This window comes from Plantactinospora sp. CNZ320 (assembly GCF_002846275.1).
This window is the reverse complement of the sequence record NZ_PJMP01000001.1, coordinates 3,986,904-4,005,597: the sequence shown is the minus strand read 5'-3', so window position 1 is coordinate 4,005,597 and position 18,694 is coordinate 3,986,904. Positions and strand designations below refer to the sequence as shown.

The window sequence follows — 18,694 nt, the reverse complement described above, 5'->3', positions numbered from 1 at the left end:
CGCCGCCGGGTGGGGCGCCTCCCGCGTCGCCGGAGTGAGGCGCCGGGATCAGGGCGCGGCGACCGGGGCGGTGCTGGCCGAGGTGAGCCGGATCAGGTCGGCCGGGGCGAGTTCGAGTTGCAGTCCCCGGCGGCCCGCCGAGACGTAGATGGTGCCGAAGCGCTCGGCGGAGGCGTCGACGACGGTACGCAGCAGCCGGCGCTGGCCCAGCGGACTGATCCCGCCCCGGACGTACCCGGTGGTCCGCTCGGCAAGCGTCCGGTCGGCAAGGGTCGCCCGCTTGCCGCCCACCGCCGCCGCCAGCATCTTCAGGTCGAGTTCCCCGGTGACCGGTACCACCGCCACGGTCAGTACCCCGTCGACGCTCGCGACGAGCGACTTGAAGACCCGCTCCGGCGGTACGCCCAGCGCCGCCGCCACCTCGGCGCCGTAGTTCGGCGTCTCCGGCGCGACATCGTACGGGTGCAGGGTGTGCGGGATCCGCTGCCGCGTCAGCAACGCGGTCGCCGGGGTTCCCCTGCCTGCCACGGTCCCGCACCCTACCCGGTCGACGCGTCCGGCTCCGGTGCCGGCACCGGACGGCAGAGCAGCACGGTGGGGGCGTCGGCGACCCGGGTCAGCACCAGACTGATCGCCTCGCGGCCGGTCAGCCGCAGGTCGCGGCGGAGCCGCTCCGGCTCCAGCGCCGAACCGCGCTTGAGGATCTCCGCCCGCCCGACGTCGAGGTCCCGCAGCCGGGCACGCAGCCGCTTCAGCGAGAACGGCAGCGGCTCGAGCACCTCCAGGCACCTGGCGTACGGGGTGGGTCGGGCGGTGTCGGCGTAGACGTACGCGATCTCGGGGTCGGCGAGGGTGCCGTCGACCGTCCCGGCGAACTCGGCCACCAGGTGTGCCCGGACCACCGCCGGGTCGGGGTCGTAGAGGTAGCGCCGGACCGGGCCGACCGGGGCCCGCCGGGTCCCGTCGCCGGTCAGTTCCCGCACGGCCGTCCCGGCCAGCAGGGTGGCCCGGCGGGGCGCGGCGGCGAGCGGGCCGGACCAGACGGTCGCCTCGACCAGGTCGCCGTCGACGCTCACCCACTCGCCCTCGGCACCGGCCGGCAGCAGCCGGTGGTCGATCCCGGGCGCGACCTTGAAGACCGTCCGGGGGATCCGGGCGGCCAGACCGAGCAGGAAGTCCCAGGGCGGGGAGTAGGCGGCCGGGTCGAAGATCCGCCGGCCGGTGCCGGCCCTGCGCCGGGCCGGGTCGCAGAAGACCGCGTCGACCGGGTCGGCCACGGCGGTCAGGTCGAACCGGGTCGCGTCGCCGAGCGTGACGGTGAACCGGTCGGCCACCCCGGCCGCCTCGGCGTTCGCGGCGGCCATCGCCGCGGTGACCGGGTCGGCCTCCACGCCGTACACCCGGATGCCGGCCCGGGCCGCGGCGAGCGCGTCGGCGCCGAGACCGCAGCCGAGGTCGACCAGGGTGGCCACCCCGGCGACGCGCAGCCGGGCGGCCCGGCGGGCCGCGACCCCGGCCCGGGTGGCCTGCTCCAGCCCGGCCCGGGTGAAGAACATCCGGGCCGCCTCCGGGCCGAACTTGGCGGTCGCCCGGCGTCGCAGCTCGGCCTGGGTCAGCGCGGCGGCGGCCAGCCCGGCGGGTATCCCGGCGGCCCGCAGCGTGGCCGCCGCGTTCAGCGGGTCGCCGCCGGCCAGCTCGGTGGCGGTGGCCAGTGCGGTCTCCCCCTCGGGGGTACGCAGCGCGGCGAGCTGCTCGGAATCCACCGGAGCATTGTGCCGGCCGAGGCCGGACACAGGCGTGTCGGGTTGGCACTCTCCTTGACGGAGTGCTAGCCGTCGGCATAACCTGCGGTTAGCACTCTCAAACCGAGGGTGCCAACTTCCGGACCGTTGTCCGGGAGTTGAACGCCAGGCGGACCGGCACCCGCGACGACGGACCCGCCCGGTGGCATGTGGCAGATTGACGCTGGTCGGCTCGCCGGCCAGCACAGAAACCAGTACCCCAGGAGGGTATGCCCGTGACTACCGCGACCAAGGTTGCGATCAAGCCGCTCGAGGACCGGATCCTGGTCCAGGCGAACGAGGCTGAGACGACCACGGCGTCGGGCATCGTGATTCCCGACACCGCCAAGGAGAAGCCGCAGGAGGGCACCGTCCTCGCTGTCGGCCCCGGCCGTTTCGACGACGACGGCAACCGGATCCCGGTTGACGTGAAGGTCGGCGACACGGTCATCTACTCGAAGTACGGCGGCACCGAGGTCAAGTACGCCGGCGAGGAGTACCTGGTGCTCTCCGCCCGCGACGTCCTCGCCGTCATCGAGAAGTGATCTGACTGATCCAGTGACGCTGCCCCGGACCGGCCCTGCCGGGCCGGGGCAGCGCTCGTGAAGGGACCCTGTTTACACAATGGCGAAGATTCTGAGCTTCTCGGATGACGCCCGGCACCTGCTGGAGCACGGTGTCAACACGCTCGCGGACACGGTCAAGGTCACTCTCGGCCCGCGCGGGCGCAACGTCGTCCTGGACAAGAAGTTCGGTGCTCCGACGATCACCAACGACGGCGTGACCATCGCCAAGGAGATCGAGCTCACCAACCCGTACGAGAACCTCGGCGCGCAGCTGGTCAAGGAGGTGGCCACCAAGACCAACGACATCGCTGGCGACGGGACCACCACCGCCACCGTGCTGGCCCAGGCCATGGTCCGGGAGGGGCTGCGCAACGTGGCCGCCGGTGCCGGGCCGGCCTCGCTCAAGCGGGGCATCGACGCGGCGGCGGCGAAGATCTCCGAGGCGCTGCTGGAGAAGGCCGTCGAGGTGGGCAGCCGGGAGTCGGTCGCGAACGTGGCGACCATCTCGGCGCAGGACGCCACCATCGGTGACCTGATCGCCGAGGCGATGGAGAAGGTCGGCCGGGACGGCGTGATCACCGTCGAGGAGGGTTCGACCCTCGCCACCGAGCTGGAGGTCACCGAGGGCCTCCAGTTCGACAAGGGCTTCATCTCGCCGAACTTCGTCACCGACACGGAGTCGCAGGAGGCGGTGCTCGACGAGCCGTACATCCTGATCACGACCCAGAAGATCTCCTCGATCGAGGAGCTGCTGCCGCTGCTGGAGAAGGTCCTGCAGACCGCGAAGCCGCTGCTGATCATCGCCGAGGACGTGGAGGGGCAGGCGCTCTCCACCCTGGTCGTCAACGCCATCCGCAAGACCGTCAAGGTCTGCGCGGTGAAGGCGCCCGGCTTCGGTGACCGGCGCAAGGCGATGCTCCAGGACATGGCGATCCTGACCGGCGGCGAGGTGGTCGCCCCCGAGCTGGGCTACAAGCTCGACTCGGTCGGCCTGGAGGTGCTCGGCACCGCCCGCCGGGTGGTCGTCGACAAGGACAACACCACCGTGATCGACGGCCGGGGCCGGGACAACGACGTTTCCGAGCGGATCACCCAGATCCGCAAGGAGATCGAGGCGTCCGACTCCGACTGGGACCGCGAGAAGCTCCAGGAGCGGCTCGCCAAGCTCTCCGGCGGCATCGCAGTGATCAAGGCCGGTGCGGCGACCGAGGTCGAGATGAAGGAGCGCAAGCACCGCATCGAGGACGCCATCGCCGCGACCAAGGCCGCGGTCGAGGAGGGCACCGTACCGGGCGGCGGCGCCGCGCTGGTGCAGATCCGCTCGGCGCTCGACGGCGACCTGGGCCTGACCGGTGACGAGAAGGTGGGCGTCTCGATCGTCCGCAAGGCGCTTGTCGAGCCGCTGCGGTGGATCGCCCAGAACGCCGGCCACGACGGCTACGTGGTGGTGCAGAAGGTCGCCGAGCAGGGCTGGGGCACCGGCCTCGACGCCGCCACCGGCGAGTACAAGGACCTGGCCAAGGCCGGCATCATCGACCCGGTGAAGGTGACCCGCAACGCGGTCACCAACGCGGCGTCGATCGCCGGGCTGCTGCTGACCACCGAGAGCCTGGTCGTGGAGAAGCCGGAGAAGGCCGAGCCGGCCGCCGCCGGTGGCCACGGTCACGGCCACGGCCACGGCCACCAGCACGGACCGGGCTTCTGACCGTCCCGTCCGGTTCGCGCTGATCCGAGCCGGCCGCGACACCGGGATCCGCGTGAGCGGTCCGGCGTGGGCTCACCCCACGTCCGGTACCCCGCTCACGCGGATCTTCGTTTCCGGGCCCGTCCACCCTGGCCAACCTGAGCTGCCCTTTCCGCCGCCGCCACGGCGGGCGACACTTGTCGGGTGAGTGCGATCCCCGATCTCGACGGTCCCGGGCCGGCGGCTCCGGTCCCGACCCGGCATGCCGGCCTGCCACGCCGGTTCGGTGCGCTGGCCGGGGTTGCCGCCGCGGCCGTCGCGGTCGGCGCGGCCGAGGTGGTGGCGGTGCTCACCGGTGCCCGCTCCGCCCCGCTGGTAGCGGTCGGCGGCGCCGTGGTGGACCTGGCGCCCGCCCCGGTCAAGCGGTTCGCCGTCGACGTCTTCTACGTGTACGACAAGATCGCCCTCCTGGTCGGCACCGCCGTGCTGCTGGCCGGCTTCGCCGCCCTGGTCGGGCTGGTCGCGATCCGCTCACTGCCCCTCGGGTACGCCGGGATCGCCCTCTTCGGCGCGGTCGGGGTGCTCGCGGCACTGACCCGGCCCGGGGCCGGCCCGCTCGCCGCACTGCCCTCGCTGCTCGGGGCGGTACTCGCGGCCGGCGTACTGTGGCTCTTCCTCGCCGGCCCGCCCGGCCGGGCCCTGGCCGTACCGGCCGTCGCCGTCACCGCCCATCCGGACACGTACGCCCGGCGCCGGTTCCTGACCGGGGTCGGGCTCGCGGTCGGCGGGGCGGCGGCCGGCGGCTTCGGCGGGCGCTGGCTGTCGACCCGGCGAGGCGTCTCGGCCGCCCGTGCCGCGATCGAGTTGCCGGCACCGGCCAGCCCGGCGGCGCCGGTGCCGGCCAGCGCCGAACTGGGGGTGTCGGGGCTGTCGTCGTACGTCACGCCGAACCGGGACTTCTACCGGATCGACACCGCACTCGTGGTACCCCGGGTCGACCCGGAGAACTGGCGGCTGCGGATACACGGCCGGGTGCGGAACCCGATCACGCTGCGCTACGCAGATCTGCTCGCCCGGCCGATGATCGAACGGCACATCACCCTGGCCTGTGTCTCCAACGAGGTCGGCGGGGACCTGATCGGCAACGCCCGCTGGCTCGGCGTACCGCTCGGGCCGCTGCTCGCCGAGGCCGGGCCGCTGCCCGGTGCCGACCAGGTGGTGGCCCGCTCCACCGACGGCTGGACCTGCGGCAGCCCGACCGAGGTGCTCACCGACGGCCGGGACGCGATGCTGGCGGTCGGGATGAACGGCGAACCGCTGCCGATCGAGCACGGCTTCCCGGTCCGGGTGGTGGTGCCGGGGCTGTACGGCTACGTCTCGGCCTGCAAGTGGGTGGCGGAGCTGGAGTTGACCAGTTTCGCCGACTTCGACGCGTACTGGGTGCCCCGGGGCTGGTCGGCGCGGGGGCCGGTGAAGACCCAGTCGCGGATCGACACCCCACGGGCGGGCCGGAGCCTGCCGGCCGGGCCGGTCACCGTGGCCGGGGTGGCCTGGGCGCAGCACGTCGGGATCCGGCAGGTGGAGGTACGCGTCGACGACGGTGACTGGCAGCCGGCGACCCTGGCCGGATCGGTCTCGACCGACACCTGGGTGCAGTGGTCCTGGCGCTGGCTCGCCACCCCTGGCGAGCACACCCTCCGGGTACGCGCGACCGACGCGACCGGGGCGGTGCAGACCGGGCAGTCACGACCGGTCGAGCCGGACGGCGCCACCGGCTGGCACACGGTGACCGTCACGGTGGACTGAACGTTCCCGCCACCGGTCGCGGCCGGCGGCGGTGGGACGCGCTCGGGGGCGGCCGAGCGCGACCGTAGCCGGGTCAGTCAGGCCGAGCGTTGCGGCGGAACCGGGGTCAGGCCGAGCGGGGACCGTCGCCGGGTCAGGCCGAGCGTTGTGCCGGGACCGGGTCGGGGCGGACGCTGTTGGCCGGCATCGTCGACCGGAACGGCCGGCCGAGCCGGGCCTCCAGCCGGGCCACGTCCACCCGGCTCTGTCGACGGTCGGCGAGATCCTCCCAGCCGACGGCGAGCAGCCGGAGCCGCTCGGACTCGCTGAAGCCACCCCACACCCCGTACGGCTCGCGGACGGCGAGCGCGTGAGCGGCGCACTCGGCCCGGACCGGGCAGGTCACGCAGACCGCCTTGGCACTGGCCTCACGACGGTTGCGGGACGAGCCGCGCTCACCCTCCGGGTGGAAGAACTGGGCACTGTCCCGGCCCCGGCAAGCGCCAAGCCGCTGCCACTCCCACAGGTCGACGATGGGTCCAGGCAGCCTGCGTACGTTCGACATCAGCACCCTCCTTCCGCGCGGCACCGCGATGACCTGCTCGGTCGAGATCCGGGCGGCGGGCCGCGCAGGCGCACCGATCCGACCACGGTCCCGGTACCCCGGGCGTGGACGGCTCACACGTACTTGATCGCGAACTTCTGCCCCCGAACCCGGTCGCTGGGGCGAATCGTCCAAAAAGTTTGTGGTTCATCCGTGGAAACTCATCATGATCATTCGCCGGCATGGTCTCCTCGTTTCGGAGAGGAGAGCATCGTGCGCACCGTTCTTGTCTGCGTCCGGACCCCGCTCGCGGCCCAGAACGTCGCGGCGGCGGCGGCCCGGCTCGGGTTGGCCGCTGCGGTCCGGACCGCGGTGTCCGACCCCGAGGCCATGCTCCGACTCGCCGAGCGGCCGGCGGACGTGGTGCTCGCGGACACCGCGCTGACCCGCCCGGACAGCGTCGGTTTCACCCGGCGGGTACTGGCCAGGTCGCCGGGAGCCGCGATCCTGCTGCTCGGCGCCGAGGATCCGGGGGTCGCCGCGGCGACCATCGCGGCCGGCGCCCGGGGATTGATCCAGGGCGGCGACCACGACCTCGTGAGCGTGGTGGCCAAGGCCCTGCTGCTGCTCGGCGGCCGGCCCGGTCGGGGCGGTGCGACGCTGCCCGGCGGCGCGCTGGCCGGCGGCGGCCAGACCGGTCCCGGTGCCGGCCGACCCCAGCCCGGGGCGGGCGGCCAGCCCTCGGCCGGCCAGCGCCTGGGCAGCGTGGTGCGGGCACCGGCCGGACCCGGCCGGGACGGCCCGGGCGGGGACGCACCGGGCGGTCGGCCGCCCGGCGACGAGTCGACGCCGCGTGGCCCGCAATCGCGTACCGGCGCCGGAGAGAGCACAGGTGAGCAGCCGACCCCGGCGGTGGTACCCGCACAGCGTGCCGACGACCCGAACGCGCCCACCGACCCGGGTACGCCGGCCGGTGCCGGACAGTCGTACCCGCCGGAGAAGGTCGGCCCGGACGGAGCCGGCGGAGGCGCTCCGGGGCAGGAGACGCGCGGTGCCGACGGCCCGGGTGGAGCCGGACGGGCGGCGCCGGCCCGCCGGCCCGTGCTGACCGAGCGCGAGATGCAGGTCCTGGTCGGGATGGCGGACGGGAAGAGTAACGCGGAGATCGGCCGGGAACTCTTCGTCTCGGAGGACACCGTGAAGACCCACGCCCGGCGGTTGTTCCGCAAGCTCGGGGCCCGGGACCGCGCGCACGCGGTGGCGGCCGGATTCCGGGCCGGCCTGGTGGCCTGACCGCCGCGACCGGTGTGACCGCCCCGACTCGCGTGACCGCCCCGACTCGCGTGACCGCCTCGACTCGCGTGACCGCCTCGACTCGCGTGACCGCCTCGACTCGCGTGACCGCCTCGACTCGCGTGACCGCCTCGACTCGCGTGACCGCCTCGACTCGCGTGACCGCCTCGACTCGCGTGACCGCCTCGACGACCCGCTCGCCGTGCGGGCGGCGCCGTCCCGCTCAGCGCGGGGTCTCGGCCTCGCCCTCGCTCTCGCTCTCGTCCGCGGTCTCGCTCAGGGTGTCGTGCACCCCGTCGGCGTAGCCACGGGCGTAATCCCAGGTGACGTAGTGATCCGGGTCGGGATCGTAGGCCGGCTCGTGCACCCGGGGCCGGCCGGAGTTGAGCAGGTGCCGCAGGTTGCCCCGGAGCAGGTCCCAGTCGAAGTAGTGCGGCTCCCGGCAGTCCTCGCACTCGATCACGAGGCCGCGTACCCCGACCGGACCCAGCAGCGCCTGGTAGATCTCCAGGTCGGCGAGATCCTCCAGCACGTCCTGGCGCTCGACCTCGCTGAGCGGGTCGAGTTCGGTCTCCTCGTCCGGGTCGTCAAGGCCGGCGGAGGGATCGGCGGGGTCACCGTTGAACGGGTCGATCGGCTCCTCGTGCACCCCTCCACCGTAGTCCCAACACCGCCCGGCGTGGTCACCCGTTGTGGCCTGTACCGCCGCCGTACCCGCGCCGGCGACGCCCACCCCGCCGGATGGGTACGATGAACCATCGCGCCGTACCCGGGCGAACCCCGGCACCGCCCCGCGCGGGCAGCCTGTCCGACCAGCTCAGCGCCGAGACGACCCAGCTCGGCGAGATGGCGGCCGGGCCGGCGGTGACCGTCGTCGACCCGTCAGCCAGAGCATCGTCAACCACAGCAGCAGGGGACACATCGTGGAGAACCGACCCACCAACGACCTTCCGCTGGCCACCGACGCCGACCAGCTCGCCGGGCACCTGCCCGAACTGCCGGCCGGTTCGGCCCGGGTGGTGCCGCTCGGGTTGACCTTCGACGACGTGCTGCTGCAACCCGGCGAGTCCGAGATCATCCCGAGCCGGGTGAACACCATCACCCGGCTCAGCCGCAACGTCAAGCTCTCCATCCCGCTGGTCTCCAGCCCGATGGACACGGTGACCGAGGCGCGGATGGCGATCGCGATGGCCCGGCAGGGCGGGATCGGCGTACTGCACCGCAACCTCTCGATCGAGGACCAGGCGTCCCAGGTCGACCTGGTGAAGCGCTCCGAGGCGGGCATGGTCACCAACCCGGTCACCTGTGGGCCGGACGACACCCTCCGGGACGTCGACGCGCTCTGCGGCCGCTACCGGATCTCCGGGGTGCCGGTGACCGACGCCCAGGGCACCCTGGTCGGCATCGTGACCAACCGCGACATGCGGTTCGTCACCGACGGCGGCACCCCGGTGCACCAGATCATGACCCAGATGCCGCTGGTCACCGCGCAGGTCGGGGTCACCAAGGACGAAGCGCTCCACCTGCTGCGCCGGCACAAGGTCGAGAAGCTGCCGATCGTCGACCCGGACGGGCGGCTGCGTGGCCTGATCACCGTCAAGGACTTCGCCAAGAGCGAGCAGTACCCGCTCGCCACCAAGGACGACGCCGGCCGGCTCCGGGTCGCCGCCGCGGTCGGGGTCGGCGAGGACGCCTACAAGCGGGCCCGCGCGCTTGTCGAGGCCGGGGTGGACGTGCTCATCGTGGACACCGCGCACGGGCACCAGCGGGCCGTGCTCGACATGGTCGGCCGGCTCAAGAAGGACACCACTGTCGACGTGATCGGCGGCAACGTGGCGACCTACGCGGGGGCGAAGGCACTCGTCGACGCCGGTGCCGACGCGGTGAAGGTCGGGGTCGGGCCGGGCGCCATCTGCACCACCCGGATCGTCGCCGGGGTCGGCGTACCGCAGATCACCGCGATCATGGAGGCGGCCCGGGCCGCCCGCCCCGCCGGGGTACCGGTGATCGCCGACGGCGGCATCCAATACTCGGGCGACATCGCCAAGGCGCTGGTGGCCGGCGGCGACACGGTGATGCTCGGCAGCCTGCTCGCCGGCTCCGAGGAGAGCCCCGGCGAGCTGATGTTCATCAACGGCAAGCAGTTCAAGGCGTACCGGGGGATGGGGTCGCTTGGCGCGATGCAGTCGCGCGGGCAGGCCCGGTCGTACTCCAAGGACCGCTACTTCCAGGACGACGTGGCCAGCGAGGAGAAGCTGGTACCGGAGGGCGTCGAGGGGCAGGTGCCCTACCGTGGCCCGCTGTCCCGGGTCGCCCACCAGCTCGTCGGCGGACTGCGGCTGGCGATGGGCTACGTCGGCGCGGAGACCATCCCCGAGCTGCACCGCCGGGGGCAGCTCATCCGGATCACCGCCGCCGGGTTGAAGGAGAGCCACCCGCACGACATCCAGATGACGGTCGAGGCACCGAACTACCACACCCGCTGACGGTCACCGCCTCCCCGCCACCACCCCCTTCTACTCTGGAGTGACAGATGCGTGACGTGGTCGAGATCGGGCTGGGTAAGACCGCACAGCGCGGCTACCACCTGGACGACATCGCGATCGTGCCGAGCCGGCGCACCCGGGACGTGGACGACGTCTCGACGGCCTGGCAGCTCGACGCGTACCAGTTCGGAATCCCCTGCGTCGGGCACCCGTCGGACGCCACCATGAGCCCGGAGTCGGCGGTCGCCCTGAGCCGGCTCGGCGGGCTCGGGGTGCTCAACGTCGAGGGGCTCTGGACCCGCTACGAGGACCCGACCAAGATTCTGGAGGAGCTGTCCCGGTTGGAGGAGGGCTCCGCGGCAACCCGCCGGCTCCAGGAGGTGTACGCCGAGCCGATCCGCCCCGAGTTGATCGCCGAGCGGGTGCGGCAGATGCGCGACGGCGGCGGTACCGTCGCCGTCCGGGTCTCCCCGCAGCACACCCTGGCGCTGGCCCCGGTGATCCTGGACGCCGGGGTGGACATCCTGGTCATCCAGGGCACCATCGTCTCGGCCGAGCACGTCTCCACCACCGACGAGCCGCTCAACCTCAAGGAGTTCATCGCCGACCTCGACCTGCCGGTCGTCGCCGGTGGCTGCACCGACTACAAGACCGCGCTGCACCTGATGCGCACCGGTGCGGCCGGCGTGATAGTCGGGCTCGGCGGCGACGACTGGTCGACCACCGAGTCGGTGCTCGGCATCCGGGTGCCGATGGCCACCGCGATCGCCGACGCGGCGGCGGCGCGGCGCGATTACCTCGACGAGACCGGTGGCCGGTACGTGCACCTGATCGCCGACGGCGACCTGCAGACCTCCGGCGACATCGCCAAGGCGCTCGGCTGCGGCGCCGACGCGGTGATGCTCGGCGAGCCGCTCTCGCTCTGCGCCGAGGCGCCGGCCGGCGGTGCCTGGTGGCACCCGGCGGCCAGCCACCCGAAGCTGCCGCGCGGCGCCTACGGGGTCGCTGACGAGCCGCTCGGCTCGATGGAGAAGCTGCTCTACGGGCCGTCGGACGACCCGGAGGGCCAGCTGAACCTGTTCGGCGGGCTGCGCCGGGCGATGGCCAAGTGCGGCTACCGGGACCTGAAGGAGTTCCAGAAGGTCGGGCTCGTCCTCGACCGGTAGTCGCCACGGCTATCCTGAGGCGTGGTGATCAGGTCGGGGCGGCCGGTGCTGGCCGGCGTACTGGTGACGCTGCTGGTGGCGCTCTCGGCCGGCGGCTGCACCGCCACCCCCTGGGACGACAAGCAGCCGACCCAGGTGTTCCGCCCCGGCGCACCCGGGGTCGGCGACCCGTACTTCCCGACCTACGGCAACGGCGGCTACGACGTCGCCAACTACCGCCTCCAGGTCAGGTACGACCCGGCGACCGACCAGCTGACCGGCGACGTCACCATCGAGGCGACCGCCACCCAGGATCTGTCCCGGTTCAACCTTGACCTGTCCGGGCTGACCGTGACGTCGGTGCAGGTCGACGGCGTCGACGCCGAGCACGGTCGGACCGAGGACGAACTGGTGGTCACCCCGGCCAAGGGCCTGGGCAAGGGGAGTTCGTTCGGGGTACGGGTGCGCTACGCGGGCAAGCCGGCCCCGATCACCAGCCCCGAGCTGGGCAGCGGCGGGCTGCTGCACACCTCGGACGGCGCGATCGCGCTCGGCCAGCCGGAGTCGGCGAGCACCTGGTTCCCGGTCAACGACCACCCGCTGGACAAGGCGACGTACCAGATCGAGGCCACCGTGCCGGCGGGGCTGGCGGCGCTGAGCAACGGTGTACCGGGCGGCAGCACCACCGACGCCGGCTGGACCACCTGGCGCTGGGCGGAGCGGGCCCCGATGGCCAGTTACCTGGTCACGCTGGTGATCGGGAAGTACCGGGTCAGCACCGGCGCCCACGCCGGCAAGCCGCTGGTCACCGCGATCGCCGAAGGTCTGCCGGCGGGTGGTCCGGCGGAGCGGTCGCTGGCCCGTACCGGCGAGATCGCCGACTTCCTGGCCACCCGGTTCGGCCCGTACCCGTTCGACGCGTACGGCGGGATCGCGGTCGCCGACAGCCGGATCGGGTACGCCCTGGAGACCCAGTCCCGCCCGGTGTACGGCCCGGCGTTCTTCACCACCGGCCCGAACCTGGAGGTGGTGGCGCACGAGCTGGCGCACCAGTGGTTCGGGGACAGCGTCTCGATCGGCCGCTGGAGCGACCTCTGGCTCAACGAGGGCTTCGCCAGCTATGCCGAGTGGCTCTGGACGGAGCACGACGGCGGGCCGAGCGTGCAGAGCATGTTCGAGCAGGAGTACGCCGGTACCGACTGGGCGGAGCCGGCGCTGGATCCGGGCCGGACGGAGATCTTCAGCCGGGCGGTCTACAAGCGCGGGGCGCTGGCCGTGCACGCGTTGCGGCGTACGGTCGGCGACGAGACGTTCTTCCGGATCCTGACCGGTTGGACGGCGGAGCGGCGCAACGGCAACGCCACCACCGACGACTTCGTCGCGTACGCCGAGCGGGTCTCCGGGAAGCGACTGCGCCCCCTTTTCGACGCCTGGCTCTCCGGCACCACCGCACCACCCCGGCCCTGACCGGGCGGTATCGGCCGGGCCGCGAACGTGAAGCGTCCGCGGCAGCGAGCGCGCCCCGCCAACTGCGCCACCCGCCGACCTGATCGCTGTGGTCAATCGGCGTTCAGCTCGTGACGGATCCAGTCGGTCGCCGAGCCGTGCCGGGGTGTCCAGCCCAGTTCGGCACGGGCGCGGACAGCCCGGACCCGGCTGTTGGAGCCCAGGGCGTAGACGGCGGGCTCGTAGCCCCAGGCGGCGATGGCCGATTCCATGTCCCAGGGCTGCGCCATCCCCAGTCCGAGGACGTCGGCGATCGCCTGGGCCAGTTGGGCGAACGTCGACTCACCGTTCTCGACGAAGTAGAACGACCCCGGTCGGGCGGCCTGCAACGCGGCGAGGTAGAGGTCGACGACATCGTCGATGTGTACGGTCGACCAGATGTTGCCGCCGGACCCGATGTGCCGGGCGGTGCCGGTGGTCCTCGCCTGAGCCACCAGGCGTGGAATCTGCACGCTGTCTCGGGACAGCCCGCGCCCGTGCCCGTAGATCAGACTGTTGCACAACACCACGGACCGTACGTCCCGGGCAGCGGCGTCGAGGACGGCACGGTCGAGGTCCACCCGGGCGGCCTTGTCCGGCGCCGGTCGCCACTCGCTGCCGGGGGCGACATCCTCCTCCGTGAAGATCCGGTGTGACACCTCGCCACCGGCATCTTCGCCGACGATGCTCGAACCGCTCGTGTGCAGCAGGGGTCTACCCGAACCGGCGAGGGCTTCGATCAGGACGTCCACCGCCGTACGGTGGTCGCTGTCCGCCGCGTTGACGACCGCGTCGGCCCGGCCCGCCTCGGTCGTGAGGAGTTCCGCGTCGTCGAGCGAGCCGACGACCGCTTCGACTCCGAGCCGCGCGAGCCGGCTGGCTGCGTCCTTCGAGCGGGTCAGTCCGATGACCTGATGGCCGTCCTGCCGGAGCCGGGCTGCCAGTGAACCGCCGATGAAACCGGACGCCCCGGTCAGGAAGACCCGCATGACACCTCCAAGAGTACGTGCACACACAGTATGTGCACGTGCAGATAGTGTCAGAGCACAGGACCTCTGTCAAAATTCCTGGCATGCAGCCAAAACGGCAGGGCGGACGACCTCGGATCCAGCTCCCGACAGAGCTCGAACGGCAGTGTCAGGCGCTACGCCGGCTCCAGGGCCGGATCGACGAGGCCACCGAGCGGGCACTGCAGGGCCAGCACGGGATCAGCGTGTCGGAGTACCTGGCGCTGGCCGCGCTCGCTTACTCCGACGACGGCGGGCACCTCCGGCAGCAGGTCTTGGCCGCCGCGATCCCGTTGAACCACAGCTCGGTCAGTCGCCTCGTTGCCCGGCTCGAACGGGACGGGCTGAGCGAACGCTACCTCTGCGAGTCCGACCGCCGAGGGATCTACACCCAGATCACCGAACGGGGGCGCAAGACGGTCGAGGCCGCCCGCGAGAGTTATCTGGCGGCCCTACGTACGGTGCTGTCCGAGGCGGAACAGGATGCCGAACTGGCCCCGCACGCGAAATACCTCAGCCGAACCGCGACCGCAGAAAAAGCGTGAACACACCGCGCCCTTGGGCGGCTGTCTCGCAGGGGTCGATTGGCGGGGAATTGAGTGATGGCTTCAGAACTCAAGGACTCGCTGTGGCTCCGTCGAGCCACAGCGAGTCCCGCCGTCGCGTGGTTCAGGCCGCGACGTAGCCGTTGAACACGTGGACCCCGTCGGCGGCGCCATCCGCGTTCGCACGGTTCGTGTTGAAGTACAGCTTGCCGTCGCTGATTCCTACGCCTTCGATCTCGAACAGCGTGTACGCCGAGGACGTGATACGGAAGGAGAGGTCAGCGGCTGCCGGTGCAGTTCCCGTCGTCGTCGGCGACACGTTCCGATAGACGAGCACGATACTGCGGTTCGCCTTGGTCAGCGGGTAGTAGAGAACCTTCTTCGGGGCGTCGTAGAAGAAACCCTGGTTGGTGAAGGTTGCCAGGTCCGACACCACCGCGCCATTGACGAGAGCGCCCTCGACCTGGAGGGTGAACGCGGGCGTCAGGTCGATGGTCCCGGAGGAGGCGCGCAGCGGCAGACTGCCGTTGTAGATCGTCCGGCCGCTCTTGAACATGAACGTGATCGTGGTGCTGCTGACCGAGACCTTGTTGATCCCGGACGGCGTCGCCACGGCGCCGTTGAGACGCAGCTGGTACGACCCGGCGTGGTAGTAGGTGGTGCCGTCGTAGCGGAGCCTCACCAGCTGCGGGCCGCCTGCCTTCATGGTCACGATGAACATGTGGTGCTGCGCGTCGATGTCGACGATCGTCATGTCGTTGCCGTGCCCGAGCCAGGGGTTGGTCGTCCCGCCGTTCGTGCCATTCGTCATCAGTACCCGCGCACCGGTGGTCTTGTGGATGCGGTAGATGACGGAGGTGTCGTCGTAATTGGTGCGGTTCTTGATCGAGTAGAGGTAGGTGGAACCGGCGGCGAAACCCTGAACCCCGGTGCAGCAGCTCGTGTTGGGCGTGCTGGCAATGGTGGTGTAGGTGTTGTAGTAGGCGGCCTGGGCCGCATTTCCGGACAGCAGCAAGAAACTTAAGACAATCGCGACCAAAATCGTCAACCGATTAGCGAATCGCATGTGTCCTCCCCGAATTTTGGCGACCTGAGGCCGGTTGCCCCAGTGATCGCCGAGTGCAGGCTATTGCCCGACGGTAGGGCGGTCAAGGCATCGACGAGATTTACCGAGGTGCCCGTGGAACGCCGTCATCGGGTCAGTTCCGCACCACCAGTTTCGGGTTGGCCGTCAGGTAGGCGTCGGCCCGGCCGGCACGCAACTCGGCGATGAACTTCCGGCCCACCGAGGTGAGCTGCTCACCCCGATAGGAGCCACCCCGGCCCACCCCGCTGCCGGGGAGTGCGACCAGGGTCATCGCCTCGGGGCGGAGCCGACTCAGCGCGTACCCGAAGTCGACGATGTCCGAGCCGCTGCCGCTGGTGAAGGTGAGCGCGTCGCCGAGCGAGCGGACGACCTGGCCCACCCGTTCGGAGTCCCGGGCCAGATCCTGGCTGAGGATCTTCGTCAGCATCGCCTTGATGAGCTGCTGTTGGTGCCGCTGCCGGGTGTACGCGCCGCCGGTGGTGTAGCGCTGCCGGGCGTAGTCCAGCGCCTGCCAGCCGGTCAGCGTGCGGCGGCCCTTCTCGTAGACCATCTGCGGCCCGACGTAACCGCCGCCGCGCAGCGTACGGTGCGTGCCGTCCGGTTCCCGGTGCTGCGAGACCACCCGCTGGTCCACATAGAGTTCCACCCCGCCGAGGGCGTCGACCAGCTTGTCGAAGCCGCCGAAGGTGAGTACGGCACCCGCGTCGAACCGCTTGATCCCGGTGTACGCGCTCACGGTCGCGGAGAGCAGTTGGAAGCCCTGCGCGGTGCTCGGGCGCTTGTTCCTGCCGGGTACCCGGCTGCCGTAGCTCATCGCGTGGGTCAGCTTGGTGCGGTCGCCGGGGAAGTTCGCCTTGGGGAAGCGCGGGATGTCGACCACCAGGTCGCGGGGGAGCGCGAACAGGTAGGCCCGGTCGAGTTCCTTCGTGACGTGCAGGATCAGCACGGCGTCGGCGTGTGGTTCCCAGTCCGGCTTGCTGACCCGGGTGTCGACGCCGACCAGCAGCAGGTTGAGCGGTCCGGTGATGTCGGCGCCGGGCTCCGGGGTCGGGCTCGGGGTGGGCGACGGCGCCACCGTGGTCGGTGCCGGGGAGCTGGGTCGGGCGGTCGGCGCCGGATCGGAGCGGCTGCCCCAGAGCCGGTCGGCCGCGTAGCCGGTACCGGCGAGCAGCACCGCGACCGCGACGACCGCGGCGAGCCAGACGATCCGGCGCCGTCTGCCTCGGCCGCCGTCGCCGGGCGCCGGCCCTCGATCGCCGTCACCGGGCGCCGGTCCGTCGCCGTTTCCGGGTACGCCGGTAGCGCTTCCCCCGTGATCTGCCACGCGTCCACTTCCCCTCGGCCGAACGGTCTGCCAGGACCGGCCGTAACCCATAAGACGCATCGTCGGCCCGCCGACGTTGCACCGCCGGAGCGCGGCAGCAGGAAATGATGGCGCAGATCCGCCCCTGGTGCGATAGCTACCGCTCGGTAATGATGCTCGTCATGGGGCAGAGCGGCGGCACCGATCCCACCCACCGCACCGACCCGCCCAGCGTCCCCGCCCTCGACACCGACATCGATGTCGTGGTCGTCGGCTCGGGCTTCGGCGGCAGCGTGGCGGCGTTGCGCCTGGTCGAGAAGGGTTACTCGGTCCTCGTCCTGGAGGCCGGGCGGCGGTTCGCCGACCACGAGTTGCCGAAGACCTCCTGGCGGATCCGCCGTTTCCTCTGGGCGCCCGCGCTGCGCTGCTACGGCATCCAACGCATCACGCTGCTCCGCTCCGCCGGCCGGGCCGCCTCCGGCGAGCGCGGCGGTACGGCACCGGCGAAGGTACTGGTGCTCTCCGGTGCCGGCGTCGGGGGCGGCTCGCTTGTCTACGCCAACACGCTCTACGAGCCGCTGCCCGCGTTCTACACCGATCCACAGTGGCGGGAGATCACCGACTGGCGGGTTGAACTCGCCCCCCACTACGACCAGGCGAAACGGATGCTCGGCGTCACGACGTACCCGAATCGGACGGCAGCGGACCGGGCGATGCGCGCGGTGGCCGACCGGATGGGGGTCGGGCAGACCTTCCACGCCACCCCGGTCGGGGTCTATCTGGGGCGGCCGGGCCAGCGGGCGTCCGACCCCTACTTCGGCGGCGCCGGGCCGGAGCGGACCGGCTGCCTGCACTGCGGCGCCTGCATGACCGGCTGCCGGCACGGCGCCAAGAACAGCCTGGTCAAGAACTATCTCTGGCTGGCCGAGCGGCACGGCGCACGGGTCCGCCCGCTGACCACCGTGACCTCGGTCCGGCCGGCACCGTCGGGCACCGGCTACGAGATCGAGACGGTACGCACCGGAGCCTGGCCGATCCGGCACCGCCAACGGATCAGGGCCGGTCAGGTGGTCTTCGCCGCCGGTGCGTTGCAGACCCAACGGCTGCTGCACCGGATGCGCGCCGCCGGGGCGCTGCCGCACCTCTCGCCCCGGCTCGGCGCGCTGACCCGGACCAACTCGGAGGCGATCCTCGGCGCCACCGTGCCGCTGCGAGCCGCCCGGCGGGCCGGCCTGGACTTCACCGACGGCGTGGCGATCACCAGCTCCTTCCACCCCGACCCGGCCACGCACGTCGAGCCCGTCCGGTACGGCCACGGCGCCAACCTGATGGGACTGCTCCAGTCCGCCCTGGTCGACGGGGGCCCGGGCCGGGTACGGCGCTGGCTCGGCACGCTGGTCCGGCGGCCCCTGACCTACCTGCCGCTGCTCTCGGTCCGGGACTGGTCCCGGCGCACCGTGATCGCGCTGGTCATGCAGTCGCTGGACAACTCGCTGACCGTGCACTGGCGCCGTGGCCGGCTCGGGCGGCACCGGCTGGCCACCGTACCCGGCCACGGCGCCGGCAACCCGACCTGGATCCCGGCCGGCAACCAAGCCGTCCGGCTGCTCGCCGAGCAGATCGGCGGCATCCCCGGCGGGTCGGTGACCGAACCCTTCGACATGCCGATCACCGCACACCTGCTCGGCGGGGCGGTGATCGGGGCCACCGCCGCCGAGGGGGTGGTCGACCCGTACCACCGGGTCTTCGGGCATCCGGGGCTGCACGTGGTGGACGGGGCGGCGATCTCGGCGAACCTCGGGGTGAACCCGTCGCTGACCATCACCGCCCAGGCGGAACGGGCGCTCTCGTTCTGGCCCAACCGGGGCGACCCGGACCTCCGCCCCCCACTCGGCACGGCGTACACCCGGATCGCACCGGTTCCGCCGCGCCACCCGGCGGTCCCACCCGACGCCCCCGCCACCCTCCGCTGGGTGTAAGGAA

Annotated in this window: 16 protein-coding genes; 9 read left to right on the top strand and 7 right to left on the bottom strand. The window is 72.0% G+C overall.

The features are described from left to right. Positions 1-48: 48 nt before the first annotated feature. A complete protein-coding gene (gene ybaK, locus CLT71_RS17585) occupies positions 49-528 on the bottom strand; it encodes a Cys-tRNA(Pro) deacylase (RefSeq protein WP_101368065.1) in 480 nt (159 codons plus the stop codon). Positions 529-539: 11 nt separating this feature from the next. Beyond that, positions 540-1,763: a THUMP-like domain-containing protein gene (locus CLT71_RS17580; protein WP_101368064.1), complete on the bottom strand. Its 1,224-nt coding sequence runs from the start codon at positions 1,761-1,763 to the stop codon at positions 540-542. A 248-nt stretch (positions 1,764-2,011) separates the two neighbouring features. Between CLT71_RS17580 and groES the strand changes: the two genes are divergently transcribed. The 3 genes from groES (at position 2,012) to CLT71_RS17565 (ending at position 5,837) form a co-directional block, all read left to right on the top strand. After that, a complete protein-coding gene (gene groES / locus CLT71_RS17575) occupies positions 2,012-2,326 on the top strand; it encodes a co-chaperone GroES (RefSeq protein ID WP_199187625.1) in 315 nt (104 codons plus the stop codon). Between the two features lie 79 nt (positions 2,327-2,405). Beyond that, positions 2,406-4,052, top strand: a complete 1,647-nt coding sequence (gene groL, locus CLT71_RS17570) for a chaperonin GroEL (RefSeq protein ID WP_101368063.1) — start codon at positions 2,406-2,408, stop codon at positions 4,050-4,052. Positions 4,053-4,301: 249 nt separating this feature from the next. Next, the gene (locus CLT71_RS17565; RefSeq protein WP_101371542.1) at positions 4,302-5,837 is read left to right on the top strand and encodes a molybdopterin-dependent oxidoreductase; all 1,536 of its coding nucleotides are present in this window, start codon (positions 4,302-4,304) and stop codon (positions 5,835-5,837) included. A 133-nt stretch (positions 5,838-5,970) separates the two neighbouring features. On the opposite strand, the gene CLT71_RS17560 is transcribed toward CLT71_RS17565, so the two are convergent. After that, on the bottom strand, positions 5,971-6,381 hold the full coding sequence (locus CLT71_RS17560) for a WhiB family transcriptional regulator (RefSeq protein ID WP_101371541.1): 411 nt from the start codon (positions 6,379-6,381) through the stop codon (positions 5,971-5,973). A 252-nt stretch (positions 6,382-6,633) separates the two neighbouring features. Between CLT71_RS17560 and CLT71_RS17555 the strand changes: the two genes are divergently transcribed. Further along, positions 6,634-7,653 carry a helix-turn-helix domain-containing protein gene (locus tag CLT71_RS17555; RefSeq protein ID WP_101368062.1) on the top strand — a complete coding sequence of 340 codons (1,020 nt, stop codon included), beginning with the start codon at positions 6,634-6,636 and terminating at the stop codon, positions 7,651-7,653. 223 nt (positions 7,654-7,876) lie between these two features. Here CLT71_RS17555 and CLT71_RS17550 read toward each other — a convergent pair whose 3' ends face one another. Further along, positions 7,877-8,302 carry a DUF5319 domain-containing protein gene (locus CLT71_RS17550; RefSeq protein WP_101371540.1) on the bottom strand — a complete coding sequence of 142 codons (426 nt, stop codon included), beginning with the start codon at positions 8,300-8,302 and terminating at the stop codon, positions 7,877-7,879. A 274-nt stretch (positions 8,303-8,576) separates the two neighbouring features. Between CLT71_RS17550 and guaB the strand changes: the two genes are divergently transcribed. Genes guaB through CLT71_RS17535 form a run of 3 tightly spaced genes read left to right on the top strand, consistent with a single transcriptional unit; the run spans position 8,577 to position 12,751 of the window. Beyond that, complete coding sequence (guaB, locus tag CLT71_RS17545) at positions 8,577-10,139, top strand: IMP dehydrogenase (RefSeq protein WP_101368061.1); 1,563 nt, start codon at positions 8,577-8,579, stop codon at positions 10,137-10,139. Between the two features lie 47 nt (positions 10,140-10,186). Beyond that, positions 10,187-11,305: a GuaB3 family IMP dehydrogenase-related protein gene (locus CLT71_RS17540; RefSeq protein ID WP_101368060.1), complete on the top strand. Its 1,119-nt coding sequence runs from the start codon at positions 10,187-10,189 to the stop codon at positions 11,303-11,305. Between the two features lie 27 nt (positions 11,306-11,332). Further along, positions 11,333-12,751 carry a M1 family metallopeptidase gene (locus CLT71_RS17535; RefSeq protein WP_486483692.1) on the top strand — a complete coding sequence of 473 codons (1,419 nt, stop codon included), beginning with the start codon at positions 11,333-11,335 and terminating at the stop codon, positions 12,749-12,751. Between the two features lie 92 nt (positions 12,752-12,843). Here the strand turns inward: CLT71_RS17535 and CLT71_RS17530 are convergent, their stop codons facing one another. Then, positions 12,844-13,758, bottom strand: a complete 915-nt coding sequence (locus CLT71_RS17530; RefSeq protein ID WP_101368059.1) for an NAD-dependent epimerase/dehydratase family protein — start codon at positions 13,756-13,758, stop codon at positions 12,844-12,846. Between the two features lie 83 nt (positions 13,759-13,841). Here CLT71_RS17530 and CLT71_RS17525 point away from each other — a divergent pair, with 83 nt between their 5' ends. Continuing rightward, positions 13,842-14,321: a MarR family transcriptional regulator gene (locus CLT71_RS17525; protein WP_101368058.1), complete on the top strand. Its 480-nt coding sequence runs from the start codon at positions 13,842-13,844 to the stop codon at positions 14,319-14,321. Between the two features lie 124 nt (positions 14,322-14,445). Here CLT71_RS17525 and CLT71_RS17520 read toward each other — a convergent pair whose 3' ends face one another. Together CLT71_RS17520 and CLT71_RS17515 are read right to left on the bottom strand one after the other, a co-directional pair. Further along, positions 14,446-15,387, bottom strand: coding sequence for a hypothetical protein (locus CLT71_RS17520; RefSeq protein ID WP_486483319.1), 942 nt, complete (start codon positions 15,385-15,387; stop codon positions 14,446-14,448). Between the two features lie 133 nt (positions 15,388-15,520). Then, positions 15,521-16,615 (bottom strand): LCP family protein, encoded by a 1,095-nt coding sequence (locus tag CLT71_RS17515; protein WP_486483691.1) that lies wholly within the window; start codon positions 16,613-16,615, stop codon positions 15,521-15,523. A 266-nt stretch (positions 16,616-16,881) separates the two neighbouring features. On the opposite strand from CLT71_RS17515, the gene CLT71_RS17510 reads away from it, so the two are divergent. After that, positions 16,882-18,690, top strand: a complete 1,809-nt coding sequence (locus CLT71_RS17510) for an FAD-dependent oxidoreductase (RefSeq protein WP_486483318.1) — start codon at positions 16,882-16,884, stop codon at positions 18,688-18,690. Positions 18,691-18,694 lie beyond the last annotated feature (4 nt).

Excerpts from the sequence above, each read along its gene's own strand:
- CLT71_RS17510 (WP_486483318.1), top strand. The coding sequence starts at position 16,882 with ATGATGCTCGTCATGGGGCAGAGCGGCGGCACCGATCCCACCCACCGC.
- groES (WP_199187625.1), top strand. The coding sequence starts at position 2,012 with ATGCCCGTGACTACCGCGACCAAGGTTGCGATCAAGCCGCTCGAGGAC.
- CLT71_RS17530 (WP_101368059.1), bottom strand. The coding sequence starts at position 13,758 with ATGCGGGTCTTCCTGACCGGGGCGTCCGGTTTCATCGGCGGTTCACTG.
- groL (WP_101368063.1), top strand. The coding sequence starts at position 2,406 with ATGGCGAAGATTCTGAGCTTCTCGGATGACGCCCGGCACCTGCTGGAG.
- CLT71_RS17540 (WP_101368060.1), top strand. The coding sequence starts at position 10,187 with ATGCGTGACGTGGTCGAGATCGGGCTGGGTAAGACCGCACAGCGCGGC.
- CLT71_RS17560 (WP_101371541.1), bottom strand. The coding sequence starts at position 6,381 with ATGTCGAACGTACGCAGGCTGCCTGGACCCATCGTCGACCTGTGGGAG.
- CLT71_RS17525 (WP_101368058.1), top strand. The coding sequence starts at position 13,842 with ATGCAGCCAAAACGGCAGGGCGGACGACCTCGGATCCAGCTCCCGACA.
- CLT71_RS17520 (WP_486483319.1), bottom strand. The coding sequence starts at position 15,387 with ATGCGATTCGCTAATCGGTTGACGATTTTGGTCGCGATTGTCTTAAGT.